This window comes from Streptomyces thermodiastaticus (genome assembly GCF_014656135.1).
Taxonomy (GTDB): domain Bacteria; phylum Actinomycetota; class Actinomycetes; order Streptomycetales; family Streptomycetaceae; genus Streptomyces; species Streptomyces thermodiastaticus.
In genome coordinates this window covers 198977-218925 of sequence record NZ_BNBV01000005.1, presented here as the reverse complement: position 1 = coordinate 218925, position 19949 = coordinate 198977, and the positions used below count along the sequence as shown (strand labels likewise).

Below are 19949 nucleotides of genomic sequence, written 5' to 3'. Positions count from 1 at the left end.
CGCGCACGGGGCCGCTCGGTGGTTCACTTGCTCAGATGCTCCGGCCCGAAGGCCTGCGGCAGCATCTGCGACAGCGGCCGGATGCCCGCCGGGGTCTGCAGCAGCAGCTCCGGCCCGCCGAACTCGTACAGCAGCTGCCGGCACCTGCCGCACGGGACGAGGATCTCACCGCGGCCGTCCACGCAGGTGAAGTGGGTCAGCCGGCCGCCGCCGCTGTTGAGCAGCTGCGAGACCAGACCGCACTCCGCGCACAGGCCGAGGCCGTACGAGGCGTTCTCGACGTTGCAGCCGGTGACGATCCGGCCGTCGTCGACGAGGGCGGCGGCGCCGACCGGGTAGCCCGAGTAAGGGGCGTAGGCCCGGCTCATCGCCGCGCGTGCCTCCTCGCGCAGTGCCGCCCAGTCGACCGTCGCCGCCGCGGATGTCACTTGCCCTGTCCCTTCCGGTACGGCAGGCCGTCCGCCTTCGGCATCCGCAGGTGCTGCGCGGACAGCGACAGCACCAGCAGGGTGACGATGTACGGGGTCGCGGTCACGACCTGCTTGGGTACGTCGTCGGTGCCGGCGTACCAGAGGAACATCAGCGCCGAGACCACGGCGGTGATCACCGCCGGGACGACCCGCTTGCGCCACACCAGGTACGCCACCCCGAACACCAGCAGAATCGCCAGCAGCAGGATCAGCGCGTGGACGTTGGTCGTGCCGCCGCGCAGGTTCAGGCTGTCGGTGTAACCGAACAGGCCGGCGCCCAGGGCGAGGCCGCCCGGCATCCAGTTGCCGAAGATCATCGCGGCGAGGCCGATGTAGCCGCGGCCGGCGGTCTGTCCGTCGAGGTAGACGTTGGAGGCCACGATGGACAGGAAGGCGCCGCCGAGGCCGGCGAAACCGCCGGAGATGATCACGGCGAGGTACTTGTACAGGTAGACGTTGACACCGAGGGACTCGGCGGCCACCGGGTTCTCGCCGCAGGAGCGCAGCCGCAGCCCGAAGGCGGTGCGCCACAGCACCCACCAGGACAGCGGCACCAGGGCGACGGCGACCACGGTCAGCGGCGACAGGTTGGTGAACACACCGCCGATCAGGCCGGCCAGGTCGGACACCAGGAACCAGTGCTTGCCGTTGAGGGTCTGCAGCGCGTCCGACAGGCCGGGCACGGAGAAGGAGCCCAGCGAGTCGATCGGCGGGGACTGCTTGGAGGAGCCCTGCGGGGCGTCCTCGAAGGTGAACTTCGACAGGTAGCGGGTGAGGCCCAGGGCCAGGATGTTGATGGCCACACCGGAGACGATGTGGTTGACGTTGAACGTCACGGTGGCGACGGCGTGCAGGACGGCGCCGATGCAGCCGCCGATGATCCCGAACACCACGCCGGTCCACGGGCCCCACTGGTAGCCGGCCCAGGCACCGAACCAGGTGCCGAGGATCATCATGCCTTCCAGGCCGATGTTGACCACACCGGCGCGCTCGGCCCACAGGCCGCCCAGGCCCGCCAGGCCGATGGGGACGGCCAGCCGCAGCGCGGTGGACACCTGTCCGGTGGAGGTGATCTCGTTCGCGCCGGTGATCAGGCGGACGGCCGAGGTCAGGACCAGGACGCCCGCGATGATCAGCAGGAGCACCGGCAGGGAGAACCGGCGGCCGTTCCGGGCGGACGGCTTCGCCTGCGGCTTGGCGATGGTCGAGGTGGTCATCGGGCCGCCACCTCCTTCTTCTCGGAGTTGTTCAGTGCGGCGGCCGCGGCGGCGAGCTCGGCGCCGACCCGCTTCTGCTGGCGGCGCAGGCCCCACTGCCGGACGGCCTCGTAGGAGATGACGACCGCGAAGACGATCAGGCCTTGCATGATGGTGGCGATCTCCTTCTCGTACGCCACCGGGGTGGCGTAGTCGAGCGCGGGAGAGGCCTTGTCGAGGAAGGCGATCAGCAGCGCGGCGAAGGCGATGCCGACCGGGTTGTTGCGGCCGAGCAGCGCGATGGTGATGCCGGTGAAACCGAGGCCGGTGGGGAAGCTCAGGCTGTAGGTGTGGGAGTCGCCGAGCAGCAGCGGCAGGCCGGACAGGCCCGCGACCGCGCCGGAGATCAGCATCGCGGTGAGCACCATCTTCTTGGCGTCGACGCCGGAGGCCGCGGCGGCGGTCTCGGACTCGCCGGTGGCGCGCAGGTCGAAGCCGAAGCGGGTGCGGTTGAGGACGATCCAGTACACGATGCCCATGGCCACGGCGAGGAACACCAGGCCGTAGATCTCACCGACGTCCGCGCCCAGGTCGATGCCGGGGAACCAGCCGGACTTGTGCATGGTGCCGGTGGTCATGTTGTTGCCGACCTGCACACCCCACACGTCCGACAGGGTCAGGTAGCCGATGAGGGCGGTGGCGATGGAGTTGAGCATGATCGTGGCGACGACCTCGCTCACGCCCCGGGTGACCTTCAGGACACCCGCGATGCCGGACCAGAGGGCGCCGGTGAGCATACCGACCAGCAGCAGCACGGGGATCTGCAGGAAGGACGGCAGGGCGAGGTGGGCGCCGACCACGGCGGTGATCACGGCCGCGAGCCGGTACTGGCCGTCGACGCCGATGTTGAACAGGTTCATCCGGAAGCCGATGGCCACCGCCAGCGCCGCCAGGTAGTACATCGACGCCTGGTTGATGATGAGCACCTGGACGTCGGAGTAGCCGGCCTGCTGGAGCATCAGCACGTACGGCTCGATCGGGCTCTTGCCGGAGGCGATCAGCACGACCGAGGTCAGCACGATCGCCGCGACGAGGGCGATGACCGGCCCGGCCACCGCCAGGAGCACCCGCTCCTTGTCGAACTTCTTCATCGGGCCTCGCCCTCCGGGCCGGCGGTGTCGTCGGTGTCTGCGTGTTCCAGGTGGCCGGAGGCGGCACCCGTCATGGCCGAACCCAGCTCCTCGGGGGTGATGGTGGCCGGGTCGGCGTCCGCGACCAGCCGGCCGTTGTAGATCACCCGCAGGGTGTCGGACAGGCCGATCAGCTCGTCGAGGTCGGCGGAGATCAGCAGCACGGCCAGGCCCTCACGGCGGGCGGCGCGGATCTGGTCCCAGATCTGCGCCTGCGCGCCGACGTCCACACCACGGGTGGGGTGGGCGGCGATCAGGAACGTCGGGTGGTGGCTCATCTCCCGGCCGACGATCAGCTTCTGCTGGTTGCCGCCGGACAGGGAGGCTGCGGTGACGTCGATGCCGGGGGTGCGGACGTCGTACTCCTCGACGATCCGGCGGGTGTCGGCCTGAGCGGCCTTGGGGTCGAGCCAGAAGCCCTTGGCGTTGGGGCGCTCGGTGACGTGCCCGAGGATGCGGTTCTCCCACAGCGGTGCTTCCAGCAGCAGGCCGTGGCGGTGGCGGTCCTCCGGGATGTAGCCGACGCCCCTCTCGCGGCGCTTGCGGGTGGGCCAGGCGGTGATCTCCTCGCCCCCCAGGGTGATGGTGCCGGAATCGGCGGGCTTCAGGCCGATGAGCGCCTCGATCAGCTCCGTCTGCCCGTTGCCCTCGACGCCCGCGAGGCCCAGGACCTCACCGGCATGGATGGTGAAGCTGATGTCGTCCAGGACGGCACGGCCGCCCTCGGCCTGAAGCCGCAGCTTGTCGACGGTGAGCACGGGCCGGTCGGTGACCGTGGACTCGGCGGTCTCCGGGGTGGGCAGCTCGCTGCCGACCATCAGCTCGGCGAGCTGGCGCGGGGTGGTCTCGGAGGGCACGGCGGTGCCGACCGTGGTGCCGCGGCGTATGACGGTGATGTCGTCGGCGACCGCCAGGACCTCGCCGAGCTTGTGCGAGATGAAGATGACGGACAGGCCCTCGGACTTCAGCTCGCGCAGGTTCGCGAAGAGCGCGTCCACCTCCTGCGGGACGAGCACGGCGGTGGGCTCGTCGAGGATCAGGGTGCGGGCACCGCGGTAGAGGACCTTGAGGATCTCCACGCGCTGACGGTCGGCGACACCGAGGGTCTCCACCAGGGCGTCGGGGCGCACCCCGAGGCCGTACCGGCCGGAGATCTCCTCGATCTTCCTGCGGGCGGCGCCGCCGATGCCGTGCAGCTTCTCGCTGCCCAGCACGACGTTCTCCAGCACGGTCAGGTTGTCGGCCAGCATGAAGTGCTGGTGGACCATGCCGATGCCGCGCGCGATGGCGTCGGCGGGGCTGTTGAAGGTGACCTGCTCGCCGTCGACCGTGATGGTGCCCTCGTCCGGCTTCTGCATGCCGTAGAGGATCTTCATCAGGGTCGACTTGCCGGCCCCGTTCTCGCCGACGAGGGCGTGCACGGTGCCCTTGCGGACCGTCAGGTGGATGTCGTGGTTGGCCACGACACCGGGGAAGCGTTTGGTGATGCCCGCGAGCTCCACCGCGGCGGTCGAGGAAGCGGTGGGCGGAGGGCTGCTGGACGCGTCGATGGCGCACTCTCCTTGGGAAAGGGGCCGCAGCTCTACGCGCATAGCGCCCCTGCTGTACACACTGCCCGGGACCCGGTCGATGCTGCTTCACCGACCGTCCGGCCCGAGCATTCTGCCGTGAACGGGGTGCGGGCCGGTTCGGCCACCCGCACCCCGTTCCGCGGCCGTGACGCTGCCCGGCAGCGTCCTTGCGGCCGTGTCCGCGACAGGCCGGGCCCGTCTCAGGAGGTCTTGACCTTGATGGTGCCGTTCTTGATGGCTTCCTCGGCCTTCTTCACCGCGGCCTGGACCTCGGCGTTGTTCTTGAAGGCCGGGTTGGAGTCGGACAGGCTCACGCCGCCGGTGGCCAGGCTGGCGCGCACCTCACCGGTCTCCGGCTTGCCGTCCTTGACCGACTTGGCCAGGTTGTACACCGCGCCCGCGACGTCCTTCATCGCCGAGGTGAAGATGGCGTCCTTGTACTTGGCCAGCGCGGCCTGCTTGTACTGGTCGGAGTCGACGCCGATGGCCCAGATCTTGTGGGTGGAGGCCGCCTTGATGACGCCCTGGCCGGACAGACCGGCCGCGGCGTAGATGATGTCGGCGCCGGCGTCGATCTGGCCGTTGGCCGCGTTCTCGCCCTTGTCGGGGCTGGAGAAGCCGCCCTCGGCGGCGGTCTCGGTCAGGTACTGCGACTTGACCGTGACGCCCTTCTTGGTGTCCTGGACACCCTGCTTGAAGCCGGCCTCGAACTTGTGGATGAGCGGTACGTCGACACCGCCGATGAAGCCGACCACGTTCGACTTGGTCGCCTTGGCCGCGGCCACGCCGGCCAGGTAGGAGGCCTGCTCCTCGTGGAAGACCAGGTCGGCGACGTTCTTCGCCTTGATGGTGTCGTCGTCGACGATGCCGAAGGTGGTCTTCGGGTACTTGGCGGCGACCTCCTTGACGGCCGGCGCGTAGGCGAAGCCGACGCCGATCACCGGGTTGTACCCCTGCTTGGCGAGGGTCTCCAGACGCTGGACCTTGTCGGCGTCCGACTCGCCGTCCTGCGGCTCGACGGCGGTGGACTTGTAGCCGAACTCCTTGTCGGCCTTCTCCAGACCGGCGGTGGCGGCGTCGTTGAAGGACTGGTCGCCCTTGCCGCCGACGTCGTAGGCGAGGGCCAGACCGAGGTTCTTGCCTTGGCCGGCGGACTCGCTGGACGAGCTGCCACAGGCGGACACGGTGACGGCGAGGGCTGCGGTTGCCACACCTGCAACCGCGATACGGGACACCCGGCGCATGGAACGAGACTCCTTCGTGCAAGCGCCCGGACCAGGCGCTGGTTCCGCCGCAGCGTAACGCGCGTAGAACTGCCGGAAAACCCCTTCTGTCCCCTCCGTTATCGAGCTGTGGCCACACCGTGCGCGGTTCGCACGGACAGCACCGGAACCCTTGCGGAGGGCGAGGTGCCGGCCGGCACGCTCACTGCCGGACACCTCCTTCGCACCGAGGCGGACCGATCCTACTGGAGACGGCGGACGACGGCGTCGGCACACCCTCGCACGGGCCGTTCGCCGAGGACGCGGCCGACACGGCGAACGGCCCCGGGTGCCGGGGCCGTTCCTCAGGGGTCGATGTATCGCGCCGGGTGAGGCAGGTGTCCGGCGCGGCGCGGGTGGTCAGTGCGCCGGGTGCAGCAGGGCCGCCGCGGTGAACAGCTCCACACCGACCCGGATGGCGGACTCGTCCGCGTCGAAGTCGCCCTGGTGCAGGTCACGCAGGGTCCGCTCGCCGGGGGTGCGCACGCCCAGCCGGGCCATGGCGCCGGGCACGTGCTCCAGGTACCAGGAGAAGTCCTCGCCGCCCAGGCTCTGTTCGGTGCTCTCCACCGACTCCGGGCCGCGCCGGGCGGTCATGGCCTTGCGCAGCAGCTCGGTGACGTCCGGCTGGTTGACCACCGGCGGCACCCCGCGCACGTAGTTGATCTCCGACTTGGCCTTGTGCAGGTTGGCCACCTCGTCGATCGCGGCGACCACGATGTCGGGCGCCTGCCGCCAGGCGTTGATGTCCAGGCAGCGCACGGTCCCGGACAGTTCGGCGTGCTGGGGGATGACGTTCGGGGCGTGCCCGGACTCGATGCGTCCCCAGGTCACGGCGAGCCCGGCGCGGGTGTCGACCCGGCGGCCGACCAGCGCGGGCACGTCGGTGACGACCCGCGCGGCCGCGGTGACCAGGTCGGTCGTCAGATGCGGCCGGGCGCTGTGCCCGCCGGGGCCGTCGAGGGTCACCTCCAGCCGGTCGCAGGCGGAGGTGATCGCGCCCTGCCGCAGCCCGATCATCCCGGCGTCCACGCGCGGGTCGCAGTGCACGGCGAGGATGCGGCTGACGCCCTCCAGGACGCCCGCCTTGATCGCCTCGATCGCCCCGCCGGGAAGCACCTCTTCGGCGGGCTGGAAGATCAGCCGGACCGGCCGGGGCAGCAGGCCCTGCCGGTCCAGTTCGGCCAGGACCAGGCCGGCGCCGAGCACCACCGTGGTGTGCACGTCGTGGCCGCAGGCGTGGGCGCGGTCGGGCACGGTGGAGCGGTACGGGCACTCGGTCTTGGTGTCCGGGATGGGCAGCGCGTCGATGTCGGCGCGCAGGGCGAGGATGCCGGGAGTGACGGCGCCGGGGATCAGGCCGTCCGCGCCGGGACCGGTGGGAAGGCTGATGTCCGTGTCCACCGCGGCGTCGGCGCCGATGTCGCAGACGAGGCCCGTCCCGGCCGGAAGCACCCGGGGGGTGAGGCCGGCCTTCTCCAGCCGCTCCTTGATCGCGGCGGTGGTGCGGAACTCCTGGTTGCCGAGCTCCGGATGCATGTGCAGGTCGCGGCGGAACGCGACGAGTTCGGCGAACAGTGCCTCGGGCAGGGTGCCGGGCAGCGTGGCTTCCGCGGGGACTTCGACCTCGGACTGTGGGGACATCAGGTGCTTCACCCTCTGGAGGGTATGCCGCCGGAACGGTCAACTGTCCCACGATCAACAAAAATTCAGCCCGTCAGGGGAAAGAAAAACCGGCCGCCGGCGCATGGACATCGGCCGGGACGGGTACACATCGGCATCCGTCCCGCACTGCTTTCTTCACGGATACCACGCCTGGCAAGGGCCACGCCCCCCGTGTCCGAGCTGTGGACACCGCCGGGCACCTTGCTGACCAGCGGGTACCGCCCGGGAGCGAAGGTCAGCCGGGCTGCGCCGTCCGGGCGAGACGGTGCACCGCCCGTGCCGTGTCCGTCACCCCCGCCAGGAAGTGCCGGGCGCTCGGGGAGGCCCCGGCCGTCAGCCAGGCGGGGTCGATGTCGCAGACCGCGACCCGGACGGCGGTGCCGGCCAGGGCGAGCGGCAGGGTGTGCACGACCGTGGACGGAAAGCTCAGCACCGTACGGCCGACCGGGCCGCGCCGGGCGATCAGCTCCAGCGGCAGGTCGGGGCGGACCACCTCCAGGCCGGTACGGACCGCGATCTCATGCAGCTTGTCGGCGCTCTCGCGGCGGTGGGCGAAGTAGCGGCGCGCCCCGTGGGCGGCGGCCAGGGCGCGGACCGCTCCGAGGTAGCGGTCCCGGTCGACCACGCCCGTCTCGACCAGGGAGGTGCCCACGAGATCGGCCCCCGGGATGACGCGGGGCGGGCCGAAGCGGGCGCGGGTCCAGGCGAAGTCGTTGACGGTCACGGTCACGCCGTCGGGCACCTCGTCCAGCGGCATGGCGGAGAAGATCTCCACCGTGCGGCCGGTGCGCGGGGTGAGCCGGCGGCGGGCGACGGCCGACACCGGGGCGAGCAGAGCCTCCCGCGGGCCGAGCCGGCCACCCTTGCGGTGCCAGCGCACCAGCCGCTCCCCGCGGGTGAGCTGGGCGGCGAACTCCAGGGTGGCGGTCCCGTCGTCCACGACCACGAGGTCGGGTGCCCGGGTGAGGGCGAGCAGCAGCTGCACGTACCGGGAGAACGGGTCGCCCACCACCACCCGCCGGGCCCGGCGCAGCGGCCCGGCCAGGGCGCCGACGGTCCGTACCGGCGCCCCGGCGCCGTCCCGGGCCTCCTCCCAGCGGACCTCGTGCCCGTCCCGGCGGGCGAGCTCGGCCATCCGCCGCAGCTGGCCGCGGGTCATCGGGTCGGTCGGGGACAGCACGACGAGGGTGAGCGGCTCGTCCACAAGCGGGCGCCGGGCGTGGACCCACTCCAGGACGTTCAGCAGCTGCACCGGGCTCTCGACGAAGGCGAGGGTGTGGGGGGTCATGGGAGTGGCGCCGCTGCTCGGGCTCACACCGCGACCGGCTCGCCGGCCGCGGCGGCGATCTCGGCCTCGGCGACGACGCCGGCGACCCGGCGCAGCTTCTTCATCGGCGCCAGTTCCGATTCGTAGACCCGCTTCACGCCGTCGCCGAGCGAGGCCTCGATGGTGCGGATGTCGCGGACCAGGCGGGACAGGCCCTGCGGCTCCACGGAGGCCGCTTGGTCGGAGCCCCACATGGCGCGGTCCAGGGTGATGTGGCGCTCGACGAAGACGGCGCCGAGGGCGACGGCGGCGAGCGTGGTCTGCAGGCCGGTCTCGTGGCCGGAGTAGCCGATCGGGACGTTCGGGTACTCGCGCTGCAGGGTGTTGATCACCCGCAGGTTCAGCTCCTCCGCCTTGGCCGGGTAGGTGGAGGTGGCGTGGCAGAGCACGATGTTCTCCGAGCCGAGGACCTCCACCGCGTGGCGGATCTGCTTCGGGGTGGACATGCCGGTGGACAGCACGATGGTGCGGCCGGTGGCGCGCAGGGTGCGCAGCAGCTCGTCGTCGGTGAGCGAGGCGGAGGCCACCTTGTGGGCGGGCACGTCGAACTTCTCCAGGAAGGCGACGGACTCGGTGTCCCACGGAGAGGCGAACCAGTCGATGCCCTTCTGCCGGCAGTAGGCGTCGATCTGCCGGTACTCGTCCTCGCCGAACTCCACCCGGTGCCGGTAGTCGATGTAGGTCATCCGGCCCCAGGGGGTGTCCCGCTCGACGTCCCACTGGTCGCGCGGGGTGCAGATCTCGGGGGTGCGCTTCTGGAACTTCACGGCGTCGCACCCGGCCTCGACGGCCACGTCGATCAGCTTGAAGGCGTTGTCCAGGTCGCCGTTGTGGTTGATGCCGATCTCGGCGGTGATGTAGACGGGGCGGCCGGGGCCGACCTCGCGGGTACCGAGGGTGCGGATGCGGGAGTGGGTGGTCATGGCGGCAGATGTCCTCACGTGAACAGGCAGGAAGAAATCACTGGGGGTGGGGCACGGATCAGTCGGGGAGGGCGTCGAGCCAGGGGCCGAGCAGCCAGCCGGCGATCTCCCGGATCGCGCCGTCACCGCCGGGGCGGGTGGTGACCGCGCGGGCGGCGCCGCGTACCGCGTCGTGGGCGTTCGCGACCGCCACGGGCCAGCCGACGAGAGCGAAGCACGGCAGGTCGTTGACGTCGTTGCCGGCGTAGAGCACACGCTCGGGCGCGACGCCCTGCTCCTCGCACCACTGCTTCAGCGCGAGGTCCTTGCGGTCCACGCCGTGCAGCACGGGGATGCGCAGTTTGCGCGCGCGGGCGGCGACGACCGGGTTCTGCTCCGTGGACAGGATCAGCAGCTTCAGGCCGGCGCGGCGCAGCGCGGCGACACCGAGTCCGTCGCCGCGGTGGACGGAGACGAACTCGTGGCCGTCGGCGTCGATCAGTACCCGGTCGTCGGTCTGGGTGCCGTCGAAGTCGAGGACGACGGCGTCGATGTCACCGGGGCCGGGCAGGGCACCGGGCCGGCCGGCGTCGAGGAGGGGCGCCAGGGCGCGGGCGCGGGCCAGGTCGTGCGGGTCGTCGATCTCCAGCACCCGGGCCGGGTCGGTGCGCACCAGGTCGGTGCGGCCGAAGAAGCGGTGCCGGTGGGTGCGCAGGCCGTCGGCGTCCATGGCGTAGGCGGCGCCGGTCTCCAGCAGGTCCTGGGGGCGGTCCTGGCGGCGCGGGCGGTGGGCCTTGTCGTGGTTGACGCCCGTGCCGCCCGCCTCGTCGTCCGTCTCCCGCCAGACGAAGCCGTGGAACGGTGCGACGGTCAGGGCGGTGTCGGCGCCGTTCACGGCGACCGCGCGGGCCACCGCGTCGATGTCCTCGTGCACCAGGAAGGGGCTGGTGCACTGCACCAGCAGCACGACGTCGACCCGGGTACGGTGCCGCTCCTCGTGGGCGTTGAGCGCGTGCAGGACGGCCGCCTCGGAGGCGGCGGTGTCACCGGCCAGCGCGGCGGGCCGCAGCACCACCTCGGCGCCGGCCCGGCGGGCCGCCGCGGCGATGGCGCTGTCGTCGGTGGAGACCACCACGTCGGTCACCAGCCGGGCGGCGCGGCACTCGCGCACGGCGCGCGCCACCAGCGGTACGCCGCCGACGGAGGCGAGGTTCTTGGCGGGCACGCCCTTGGAGCCGCCGCGGGCGGGTATCACCGCGAGCACGCGACGGTCACGGGCGCCGCGGCCCGCTGGGGTGTCGGTCATGGGATCTGCTCCTCGGGCAGGGGTCTCGGTGCGGCTCACAGCTCTCCCAGCCGCCTCACGACGGGGGCGACGCGCTGGACGCCGTGCCGGTAGGCGCCGCGGGCCGCGCGGCGGACGAGCTGCCGGGCCGGTCCGGGTGCGCGGTCGGCGGGCGGGGTGCCGGGCAGCGGGGTGCCGTCGGGGGCGAGGTGGTGGCGGGCGAGGATGCCGGGCAGATAGCCGGGGGCGGTGGTGAGGCTGTACCAGGGGGCGAGCGGCGGCAGGCCGGCGGGGCTGTCCAGCAGGGCGGCGATGCGGGCGCGGGCCGCGTCGAAGGCGGTGTCGCAGGAGCCGCCGGCGACGCCCTGGCGGGCCGTCCACTCCTGGTCGGGCTCGGGGAGGTGGCCGGCGTCGAGCTGGTCCCAGGAGGCCAGGCAGCCGGAGCCGGTGAAATAGTGGTTGCCGAGCGCCTCGCGCACCCCGAGGTCGGTGAGGACCGCGGTGGGGATGCGGCGGTGCAGGGCCTCCAGCGCGGCGGTGGAGCTGACCGTGACCAGCAGGTCGGTGGTGTCCAGGACCTCGCCCATGGATCCGTGGACCAGGCGCAGGTTGGGCGGCAGGTCGGCCGTGCGGGCGAGCTTCTGGTAGGGCAGCTCCTCCAGGTGCGTGGTGTGCTCGCCGACCCGGGAGCGCAGCTTGAGCAGCACCTGGCGGTCGGGGTGCAGCCGGGCGTGCCGGATCAGCCGGTCGAGCAGATAGGCGCGGTCCTTGCGGGTGTCCGGCACGGACGGCTGGGCCGCGAACACCACGGTGTACGGCCGGTCCTCGCCGTGCGCGGCCGCGTCGCCGCGGTCGGGGGCGCCGCCGAGGAAGGGCAGGGCCGCCTCGGTGACCGCCGACGCGTCCGCGCCCACGCCCTCGTACACGGCGCGGAACCGTTCCGCGTCGTGGCGGGAGTTGGCGAGCACCAGGTCCGCGCCGTGGCGCAGCAGCAGTCCGTCGGCGAGTTTCTCGTACACCACGCCGACGTAGCCGGTGACGACGACGGGCCGCCGGGTGCGCGTCGGCCAGATCCGCCGCAGGCCGTGCAGGACCGCCTGCACGCCGCTGCCGACGAGGGCGAGGACGAGGACGTCGTAGGGCTCGTCGCCCGCGGTCGCGGTGTCCATGACGCGCAGGAACTCCACGGCGCTGACCTCGCGCAGCGTGTCGGCGCGGACGCCGACCTCGGTGAGCTGGCGGGGGGTGGGGGTGGCGCGGCCCCGCAGCAGGTAGCCGTCGAGCCGCGGCTCCCCCGGCACGAGGCGCCGCGCGGTCAGCGCGCCCCATTTCCACCGGGTGTCGGAGTCCGCGAGAACGGCCACGCGCCGGGCCTTGTTCGCACTTGCTGGCACGCCGACGACCGTAGGAAGGCATTTCTAGGTTCCGCCCAACCCGAGCGCAACAGCCGGTGAACAGCACACCGCCTGAAGCGGAATCGGCCGCGCGCCGCCCGGCCGGGCGGCCCGGTTCACGGCATCGCCACACGCCGTTCACCGCTGGTCGACGTGCGGGTAAGGAGGCAGGCGGGGGCGGCGCCCTAACGTCACGCGCGTGGTCAAGCTCTCCGTGATCGTGCCGTTCTACAACGTGCAGCACTACGCGCCCGACACCTTGCGAAGTCTGCGTGCGAACGCGCGCGACGACATCGAATTCGTGCTCGTCGACGACTGTTCGCGCGACGCGACCCCGGACCTTCTCGCGCGGGCGGAGAAGGATCTGCCGAACGCGGTGTACGTCCGGCACGAGCGCAACGGCGGTCTGGCGACCGCGCGCAACACCGGGATCGACCGGGCCCGCGGCGAGTATCTGACGTTCCTGGACGGCGACGACTGGCTGGCGCCGGGCTATTACCCGCGACTGCTGGCCGCGGCCGAGGAGCTGGGCTGCGATTTCCTGCGCACCGACCATGTGCAGTGCGCCGGGCGGGCCCGCACGATCCACCGGGTCCCGCACGGCCGGCGCGGCGTGGTGCTCAGCCCGCGGGAGGCGATCCTGCCCGCCGACCGCTCCACCTCGGTGGACTACCCGTATGCGTGGGCGGGCATCTACCACCGCCGGCTGGCCGACCGCGGTCTGCTGCACTTCACCGACGGGCTGCGCACGGCCGAGGACCGGCCGTGGATCTGGCGGCTGCACCGGGAGGCGGAGTCCTTCGCCGTGGTGGGTCTGCTCGGGGTGCACTACCGGCGCGGTGTGGCCTCCTCGCTCACCCAGATCGGTGATGTGCGCCAGCTGGACTTTCTCCGCGCCTTCGACCAGGTGATCGCCGAGACCGCGCAGGACGCGGAGGCCGAGCGGCTGCTGCCGAAGGCGGTGCGCACCTACTGCGCGATCATCGCGCACCATCTGGGCCGCATCGACCGGTACGAGCCGGCCGTGGCCCGCCGGCTGAAGTCGCTGAGCGCGACGGCCCTGCGCCGCCTGCCGCAGCGGGTGCTCGGCGAGGCGCTGGACGCCATGGACATCCAGCGGGCCACGCGGCTGCGCCGGCTGCGCCGCCGTCCCCTCGTGCCGGGAGCCGCCGCATGACCACGCAGCTCTTCCTCGCCTCGACGCTGTACGGCACCGCCACGCTCGCCGCCGCCCTGGACTCCGGCTGCTTCTCCCCGGCCGGGCGCCGGATCCTGGTGGTCTCCAACAACGCGGCGGTCCCGGAGACCACGCCGCCGCTCGACCGGCAGACCGGCTTCGAACGGCTGCGGGACCGCTTCGACGAGGTGGTGTCGTGGAACGAGGCCATCGCCCCCTTCCACCCGGGCGGCTGGTCCCCGCGCCGGGACGACGTCCCGCTGTGGGAGCGGTATCTGAGACTGCTGTGGCGCCTGGGGGACGACGACGTCGAGCTGGCGGTGGAGTCGATCCAGGTCGATCCGGCGCTCGGGTTCTGCCGGATCTTCCCCGACGCCCCGGTCACCGTCTACGCCGACGGCCTGATGAGCTACGGCCCGACCCGCAACAAGATCGACCCGCTGGTCGGCACCCGCGTCGGCCGGCTGCTGCACCTGGACCTGGTGCCCGGCCTGCGGCCGGTGCTGCTCACCGAGTTCGGCGTCCCGGCCCGGGCCGTGCCCGCGGACGCGTTCGTGAAGGTGCTGGGCGATCTGGCCGGCGCGGCCACGGCGGTGCCCGAGGTGCCGGACGGCTCGGCCCTGCTGCTCGGCCAGTACCTGTCCGCGCTGGACATCCTCTCTCCCGAGGAGGAGGAAGAGCTGCACGTGCGGATGGTGCGGGGCGCGGTCGCGCTCGGCCACACCCGCGTCGTCTTCGCCCCGCATCCCTCGGCGCCGCCCCGCTGGTCCCGGGCGCTGGAGCAGGAGGGTGAGCGGCTGGGCGCCACCGTGACGGTGCTCGGCACGCCCGTCCTCGCCGAGGTGCTCTACCAGCGCGTCCGCCCCGCCCTGGTGGCCGGCTGCTTCTCCACCGGGCTGCTCACCGCCTCGGAGCTGTTCGGGCTGCCGGTCGCGCGCACCGGCACGGACCTGCTGCTGCGGCGCCTGACGCCGTACGAGAACAGCAACCGGATCCCGGTGACGATCGTCGACGCGCTGCTGCCCGACCTGGCCGACCAGGAGGCGGTGAGGGAGCAGCGGCGCGGGGCGGACGCCGAGGCTCTGACCGAGCTGGTGCGCACCGTGGCGTACGCGATGCAGCCGAAGATCCACCCGGGTCTGCGCCCGGAGGCCGAGCGGTATCTCGCCGCGCATCCGGACGCCCGCACCCTGCGCTACTTCGAGCGCCGCCGGCTCGCCTCGCTGGCCCTGCCCGGCGGGATTCCGGCGCAGCTGGCGTTCATCCCGCGCAATGCGACCGTGCGGCGGGTGGCGCGGCGGGCCCGGGCGCTGCGCCGGAGCAGGGGCCGCTGACGCACCGGCGGCGGGCGCCGGCCGGTCGGCTCCCGGCGCGCCCGCCCGTCCTCAGGTGATCCCGTACCGTGTCTCGATGCCGGCGATCACCAGCGCCAGCCCTTCCTCGAACTGCCGGTCGAAGTCGTCGAAGAGCAGCCGGCCGGCCGCGGCGGCGAGCGGATGGTCCGCCATGCGCCGGGCTCGTTCCTCGACGCTGTACCCCTCCCGGCGCTCGCCCGGCAGGGGGCGGACGCCCTGCTCCTCGGTGACGAAGCCGAGCGTGTACAGGTTCACCGCGCGGCCGGCCGCGACGGCCTGGTCGAGGGTGAACCCCGCGGCGGTGAGCAGGCGCAGGGTGTCCTCCAGCCCGGCGGCATGGTCGGTGCCGGTGAGCCGCGAGCCGCTGTACACCTTGGCGCCATCGCGGTAGCCGAGCAGGGCGGTGCGCAGCCCGCGGCTGCTCTTCAGCAGGCGCTCCTGCCAGGTGTCGGCGGGGTCCAGGGCGAGGCCCGCGACCATGCGCCGGTGCATCAGCGTGGCCATCTCGTCGAGCAGCGCCTGCTTGTCCTTGAAGTGCCAGTACAGCGCGGGCGCCTTCACGTCGAGTTCGCGGGCGATGGCGCGCAGCGTCAGGCCGTCCAGGCCGACCTTGTTCAGCAGGCGCAGCGCCGTCTCGGCGACCCGGGTGCGGTCCAGGGGCGCGCGTCGTTCGGTGCTCACGCTTGACAGCTTAACAGCGTTAAGGGCACCCTGCGTGGACGCAGGCACTTAACAGCGTTAAGGGGAGAGTGATGGACGTCCTGATCGTGGGGGCGGGGCCGACCGGGCTGACCCTGGGCATCGACCTGGCCCGGCGGGGTGTGGATGCGCTGGTCGTGGAGCGGGCGGACGGGCTGTTCCCGGGCTCGCGCGGCAAGGGGATCCAGCCGCGCACCCTGGAGGTCTTCGACGACCTCGGCGTGCTCGACGCGATCCGCGCGCACGGCGGCCCGTACCCGGTGCGGATGGTGTGGAAGAACGGCGAACGGATCGGCGAACAGCCGATGTTCGACGCGCTGGAGCCGGACGAGGGCGCGCCGTACCGGGAGCCGTGGATGGTGCCGCAGTGGCGGACGCAACAGATCCTGCGCGACCGGCTGGAGGAGCTGGGCGGCCGGGTGGCCTTCGGACGCGAGGCGACGGGCCTGGACCAGGACGCGCAGGGCGTGACGGTGCACTTCGCCGACGGCGGCACCGTCCGCGCGCGGTACGTGGTCGCCGCCGACGGCGGACGCTCCGCCGTGCGGCGCGCGCTGGGCGTGGAGATGGCCGGGGAGACGGTCGACCCGAACCCGTTCCTGGTGGCGGACGTCGGCGTGCGGGGCCTGGACCGGGACCACTGGCACGCCTTCCCCGCCGACGACGGCACGGGCGTGATGCTGTGCCCGCTGGCCGGCACGGACGAATTCCAGCTGGCGGCGCGGCTGCCGCAGGGCGAGGACCCGGAGCCGACGCTGGAGGGCGTCCGGGCGCTGGTCGCCGCCCGCACGCACCTGGACGCCTCGGCGGTGACCCGGCTGGGCTGGGCCTCCGCCTACCGTCCGCGGGCCGCCCTGGCCGGCCGTTTCCGGGTGGGCCGGGTCCTCCTCGCGGGCGACGCCGCGCACATCCACTCCCCGGCCGGCGGGCAGGGCCTGAACACCGGCATCCAGGACGCCTGCAACCTGGGCTGGAAGCTGGGCGCGGTACTCCGGGACGGCGCGGACGAGGCGCTGCTGGACAGCTACGAGGAGGAGCGGCGCGCCAACGCCGCCGAGATGCTGGGCCTGACCACCAAGGTGCACCGGGGCGAGGTGCGGCGCGGGAAGGCGACGGTGCAGCTGGATCTCGGCTACCGCGCGTCCTCGCTGAGCGTGGAGACACGCCGGGACCCGGCCGGTGTACGGGCCGGCGACCGCGCCCCGGACGGCCGGGTGGACGGCATCCGCCTCTTCGACGTCTTCCGCGGTCCGCACTGGACGCTGCTCGGCGGCCGGGCACCGGTGGCCGGGGTGCGCTCCCTGCCGGCCGCCCCCGCGTCCTACGGCCCGGGTGTGTTCCTCGTCCGCCCGGACGGCTACGTCGGCTGGGCGGGCGGGCAGGCGACGGCGGACGGGCTCGCGGCCTATCTGGCGCGGTTCGGGCTGCGCTGACCGGCGCCCGCCGGGTACGGGCCGCCGCCCTTCACCGCCCGCCGCCGGTCCTGGGGGACGACCCGGCGGCGGGCGCTCACCTGTCGGCTCAGGCCCCGGTTCAGAACACGTCACTGGGCGTGTAGGTGCCCCACACCTCGCGCAGCGCGTTGCACACCTCGCCCACCGTGGCCCGGGCCCGCAACGCCTCCTTCATCGGGTACAGGACGTTGTCCTCGCCCGCGGCAGCCTTCTTCAGGGCGGCGAGGGCCGCGTCCACCGCGCCCTGGTCCCGCTCGGCGCGCAGCTTCGCCAGCCGCTCGGCCTGCTGCACCTCGATCGCCGGGTCGACGCGCAGCGGCTCGTACGGCTCCTCCTCGTCCAGCTTGAAACGGTTGACGCCGACCACCACCCGCTCACCGGAGTCGGTCTCCTGGGCGATGCGGTAGGCGTTGCGCTCGATCTCGTCCTTCTGGAAGCCGCGCTCGATGGCCGCGACGGCACCGCCGAGGTCCTCGACCTTCCGCATCAGCTCCAGCGCGGCCGCCTCCACCTCGTCGGTCATCTTCTCGATGACGTAGGAGCCGGCGAAGGGGTCCACGGTCGCGGTCACGTCGGTCTCGTAGGCGAGGACCTGCTGGGTGCGCAGCGCCAGGCGGGCGCTCTTGTCGGTGGGCAGCGCGATCGCCTCGTCGAAGGCGTTGGTGTGCAGCGACTGGGTGCCGCCGAGCACCGCGGCCAGGCCCTGCACCGCCACCCGGACGAGGTTCACCTCCGGCTGCTGCGCGGTCAGCTGCACCCCGGCCGTCTGCGTGTGGAACCGCAGCATCATCGACTTGGGGTTCTTCGCGCCGAACTCCTCCATCATCACCCGCGCCCAGATCCGGCGGGCGGCACGGAACTTGGCGACCTCCTCCAGGATGGTCGTGCGGGCCACGAAGAAGAAGGACAGGCGCGGGGCGAAGTCGTCCACGTCCATGCCGGCCGCGACCGCGGTGCGCACGTACTCGATGCCGTCCGCCAGGGTGAAGGCGATCTCCTGCGCGGGCGAGGCACCGGCCTCCGCCATGTGGTAGCCGGAGATCGAGATGGTGTTCCACTTGGGGATCTCGGCCCGGCAGTACTTGAAGATATCCGCGATCAGCCGCAGCGACGGCTTGGGCGGGAAGATGTACGTGCCGCGGGCGATGTACTCCTTGAGCACGTCGTTCTGGATCGTGCCGGTGAGTTTCTCCGCCGGCACGCCCTGCTCCTCCCCCACCAGCTGGTACAGCAGCAGCAACAGCGCGGCCGGGGCGTTGATCGTCATCGACGTGGACACCTTGTCCAGCGGGATGCCGTCGAACAGCACCCGCATGTCGTCGAGGGAGTCGATCGCCACACCCACCTTGCCGACCTCGCCGTGCGCGATCGGAGCATCGGAGTCGTGGCCCATCTGGGTGGGAAGATCGAAGGCGACCGACAGGCCCATGGTGCCCGCCTCGATCAGCTGCTTGTAGCGGGCGTTGGACTCCGTGGCCGTGCCGAATCCCGCGTACTGGCGCATGGTCCAGGGGCGGCCGGTGTACATCGTCGGGTACACGCCCCGGGTGAACGGGTACGCCCCCGGCTCCCCCAGTTTCTCCGCCGGGTCCCATCCCTGGAGATGCCGCGGTCCGTAGACCGGCTCGATCGGCAGCCCGGACTCCGACTCGCGCGCCATGGTGTGTGCCTCCGCCTCGTTGCTTGCTCGCCGACTGGTCGCCGGTGCGGCCGCCCTCGGCACGGACTGTAGTGGCGGCCGTGCGGTCCGTGGAGTGCCCCACGCTGGGACCTTGCTCACAACAACGCCCCCTGCCGTGCCCCGGACGGACCACGTGCTCGTACCGCCCGCTGTCGCTTCCCACCTTGCCCCCTGGTTCACCGGCGGTCACGTGTGGGGAGACATGGCGTGGACCACGCACCACGGGACGACTGCATCACGTGACGACAGGCGAAGGCGGCGTGACGCGGCTCGGCGCCCGGGGACGGGCGCGCGCGGCACGGCACCGCGGAGACGGTGGATGGAGCGCATGCGTAGCGGAGTCATGAGACGAACGAGTGCCGCTGTTGCGGCGGCCGTGGCACTGACGGCGGTCTACGGCTGCACGGTGCAGACGCCGGGCACGGACACCGGCGCGGACACCGACGGCCGCCCCCGCTCACCGGTGCACATCGAGATCCCGGCCACCCGGTCGCCCGGCGGCCACTCCCCCGCCGGACGGACCGGGCACACCACCGCACCGGCGAAACGCCCGGTCGCCACGCCCTCCGCCCCGGCCGCGTCGCCGAAGCCCGCACCCCCCGCGCCGACCCTCTACCAGCGCGGCGACAGCGGAGTCGCCATCCGTGAACTCCAGGCCAGGCTGCGGCAGATCGGCTGGCTGCACGAGGGCCCGACCGGCACCTACGACGCCACGACCGAGCAGGCCGTCGCCGGTTTCCAGGGCAAGCGGGGACTGCCGCGCACCGGACGCACCGACACCGTCACCTGGCAGCGGCTGCTGTCCATGACCCGCCGGCCGGGGAAGTGGGAGCTGTATCTGATGGGCGGTCAGCCGGCCGGCGCACCCGATCCGCGGTGCCTGACCGGGCGGGTGCTGTGCATCGACAAGACCACCCGGACCCTGCGCTGGATGATCGACGGCCGGACGGTCTCGACGATGGCGGTGCGCTTCGGCACGGAGGCGACACCGACACGCGAGGGCGTGTTCCAGGTCTTCTGGAAGTCGCGCCACCATGTCTCCACGCTCTACGACACGCCCATGCCGTACGCCATGTTCTTCAGCGGCGGCCAGGCCGTGCACTACTCCGCCGACTTCGCGGCCCGCGGCTACGCGGGCGGGTCGCACGGCTGTGTGAACGTCCGCGACAAGGCGGCGATCGCGCAGCTCTTCGAGCAGGTCGAGGTCGGGGACAAGGTCGTCGTCCACTGGTGAGGCCCCACGGCAGGAACGGGCTGACCACGGGCTGACCACGGGCGGACACGGAGGCGGGGCGCGGGCGGGACCGGGGGAACATGTCCC

Annotated in this window: 16 protein-coding genes; 4 read left to right on the top strand and 12 right to left on the bottom strand. The window is 72.5% G+C overall.

Annotation, left to right across the window (positions count from 1 at the left end; all coding sequences use genetic code 11):
• Nucleotides 1–23: 23 nt before the first annotated feature.
• The 10 genes from IE286_RS07760 to IE286_RS07715 all read right to left on the bottom strand — a co-directional run bounded on the left by IE286_RS07760 (nucleotide 24) and on the right by IE286_RS07715 (nucleotide 12262).
• A complete protein-coding gene (locus IE286_RS07760) occupies nucleotides 24–428 on the bottom strand; it encodes a cytidine deaminase (protein ID WP_189795861.1) in 405 nt (134 codons plus the stop codon).
• Entirely contained in the window at nucleotides 425–1687 is a 1263-nt protein-coding gene (locus IE286_RS07755) for an ABC transporter permease (protein ID WP_189795860.1), read from the bottom strand. Before IE286_RS07755 ends, IE286_RS07760 begins: the two co-directional genes overlap by 4 nt.
• The gene (locus IE286_RS07750; RefSeq protein ID WP_189795859.1) at nucleotides 1684–2817 is read right to left on the bottom strand and encodes an ABC transporter permease; all 1134 of its coding nucleotides are present in this window, start codon (nucleotides 2815–2817) and stop codon (nucleotides 1684–1686) included. Before IE286_RS07750 ends, IE286_RS07755 begins: the two co-directional genes overlap by 4 nt.
• A complete protein-coding gene (locus tag IE286_RS07745) occupies nucleotides 2814–4448 on the bottom strand; it encodes an ABC transporter ATP-binding protein (protein ID WP_229862046.1) in 1635 nt (544 codons plus the stop codon). The genes IE286_RS07750 and IE286_RS07745 overlap by 4 nt, the downstream gene beginning before the upstream one ends.
• A 179-nt stretch (nucleotides 4449–4627) precedes the next feature.
• Nucleotides 4628–5671: a BMP family lipoprotein gene (locus tag IE286_RS07740; protein WP_189795858.1), complete on the bottom strand. Its 1044-nt coding sequence runs from the start codon at nucleotides 5669–5671 to the stop codon at nucleotides 4628–4630.
• Nucleotides 5672–6049: 378 nt separating this feature from the next.
• Nucleotides 6050–7333 carry a M20 family metallopeptidase gene (locus IE286_RS07735; RefSeq protein WP_189795857.1) on the bottom strand — a complete coding sequence of 428 codons (1284 nt, stop codon included), beginning with the start codon at nucleotides 7331–7333 and terminating at the stop codon, nucleotides 6050–6052.
• Between the two features lie 256 nt (nucleotides 7334–7589).
• The gene (locus IE286_RS07730; protein ID WP_189795856.1) at nucleotides 7590–8669 is read right to left on the bottom strand and encodes a hypothetical protein; all 1080 of its coding nucleotides are present in this window, start codon (nucleotides 8667–8669) and stop codon (nucleotides 7590–7592) included.
• On the bottom strand, nucleotides 8666–9604 hold the full coding sequence (locus IE286_RS07725) for an N-acetylneuraminate synthase family protein (protein WP_189795855.1): 939 nt from the start codon (nucleotides 9602–9604) through the stop codon (nucleotides 8666–8668). Before IE286_RS07725 ends, IE286_RS07730 begins: the two co-directional genes overlap by 4 nt.
• A gap of 58 nt (nucleotides 9605–9662) precedes the next feature.
• A complete protein-coding gene (locus IE286_RS07720) occupies nucleotides 9663–10889 on the bottom strand; it encodes an acylneuraminate cytidylyltransferase (protein WP_189795854.1) in 1227 nt (408 codons plus the stop codon).
• Between the two features lie 35 nt (nucleotides 10890–10924).
• Entirely contained in the window at nucleotides 10925–12262 is a 1338-nt protein-coding gene (locus IE286_RS07715) for a DUF6716 putative glycosyltransferase (protein ID WP_189795853.1), read from the bottom strand.
• Nucleotides 12263–12461: 199 nt separating this feature from the next.
• Here IE286_RS07715 and IE286_RS07710 point away from each other — a divergent pair, with 199 nt between their 5' ends.
• Both IE286_RS07710 and IE286_RS07705 read left to right on the top strand, forming a co-directional pair.
• Nucleotides 12462–13439, top strand: a complete 978-nt coding sequence (locus IE286_RS07710; protein ID WP_189795852.1) for a glycosyltransferase family 2 protein — start codon at nucleotides 12462–12464, stop codon at nucleotides 13437–13439.
• Complete coding sequence (locus tag IE286_RS07705; RefSeq protein WP_189795851.1) at nucleotides 13436–14773, top strand: alpha-2,8-polysialyltransferase family protein; 1338 nt, start codon at nucleotides 13436–13438, stop codon at nucleotides 14771–14773. The genes IE286_RS07710 and IE286_RS07705 overlap by 4 nt, the downstream gene beginning before the upstream one ends.
• A gap of 51 nt (nucleotides 14774–14824) precedes the next feature.
• On the opposite strand, the gene IE286_RS07700 is transcribed toward IE286_RS07705, so the two are convergent.
• Complete coding sequence (locus IE286_RS07700) at nucleotides 14825–15475, bottom strand: TetR/AcrR family transcriptional regulator C-terminal domain-containing protein (RefSeq protein WP_189795850.1); 651 nt, start codon at nucleotides 15473–15475, stop codon at nucleotides 14825–14827.
• A 71-nt stretch (nucleotides 15476–15546) separates the two neighbouring features.
• Here IE286_RS07700 and IE286_RS07695 point away from each other — a divergent pair, with 71 nt between their 5' ends.
• Complete coding sequence (locus IE286_RS07695; protein WP_189795849.1) at nucleotides 15547–16926, top strand: FAD-dependent monooxygenase; 1380 nt, start codon at nucleotides 15547–15549, stop codon at nucleotides 16924–16926.
• A gap of 100 nt (nucleotides 16927–17026) precedes the next feature.
• On the opposite strand, the gene IE286_RS07690 is transcribed toward IE286_RS07695, so the two are convergent.
• Nucleotides 17027–18607 carry an acyl-CoA mutase large subunit family protein gene (locus IE286_RS07690; protein ID WP_189795848.1) on the bottom strand — a complete coding sequence of 527 codons (1581 nt, stop codon included), beginning with the start codon at nucleotides 18605–18607 and terminating at the stop codon, nucleotides 17027–17029.
• A 364-nt stretch (nucleotides 18608–18971) separates the two neighbouring features.
• Here IE286_RS07690 and IE286_RS07685 point away from each other — a divergent pair, with 364 nt between their 5' ends.
• Entirely contained in the window at nucleotides 18972–19862 is an 891-nt protein-coding gene (locus IE286_RS07685) for a L,D-transpeptidase family protein (protein WP_189795847.1), read from the top strand.
• The last annotated feature ends 87 nt before the right edge of the window (nucleotides 19863–19949 follow it).

Coding starts and splice junctions, on each gene's coding strand:
- IE286_RS07720 (WP_189795854.1), bottom strand. CDS start 10,889: ATGACCGACACCCCAGCGGGCCGCGGCGCCCGTGACCGTCGCGTGCTC.
- IE286_RS07690 (WP_189795848.1), bottom strand. CDS start 18,607: ATGGCGCGCGAGTCGGAGTCCGGGCTGCCGATCGAGCCGGTCTACGGA.
- IE286_RS07705 (WP_189795851.1), top strand. CDS start 13,436: ATGACCACGCAGCTCTTCCTCGCCTCGACGCTGTACGGCACCGCCACG.
- IE286_RS07725 (WP_189795855.1), bottom strand. CDS start 9,604: ATGACCACCCACTCCCGCATCCGCACCCTCGGTACCCGCGAGGTCGGC.
- IE286_RS07735 (WP_189795857.1), bottom strand. CDS start 7,333: ATGTCCCCACAGTCCGAGGTCGAAGTCCCCGCGGAAGCCACGCTGCCC.
- IE286_RS07740 (WP_189795858.1), bottom strand. CDS start 5,671: ATGCGCCGGGTGTCCCGTATCGCGGTTGCAGGTGTGGCAACCGCAGCC.
- IE286_RS07695 (WP_189795849.1), top strand. CDS start 15,547: ATGGACGTCCTGATCGTGGGGGCGGGGCCGACCGGGCTGACCCTGGGC.
- IE286_RS07750 (WP_189795859.1), bottom strand. CDS start 2,817: ATGAAGAAGTTCGACAAGGAGCGGGTGCTCCTGGCGGTGGCCGGGCCG.
- IE286_RS07685 (WP_189795847.1), top strand. CDS start 18,972: ATGAGACGAACGAGTGCCGCTGTTGCGGCGGCCGTGGCACTGACGGCG.
- IE286_RS07745 (WP_229862046.1), bottom strand. CDS start 4,448: ATGCGCGTAGAGCTGCGGCCCCTTTCCCAAGGAGAGTGCGCCATCGAC.
- IE286_RS07755 (WP_189795860.1), bottom strand. CDS start 1,687: ATGACCACCTCGACCATCGCCAAGCCGCAGGCGAAGCCGTCCGCCCGG.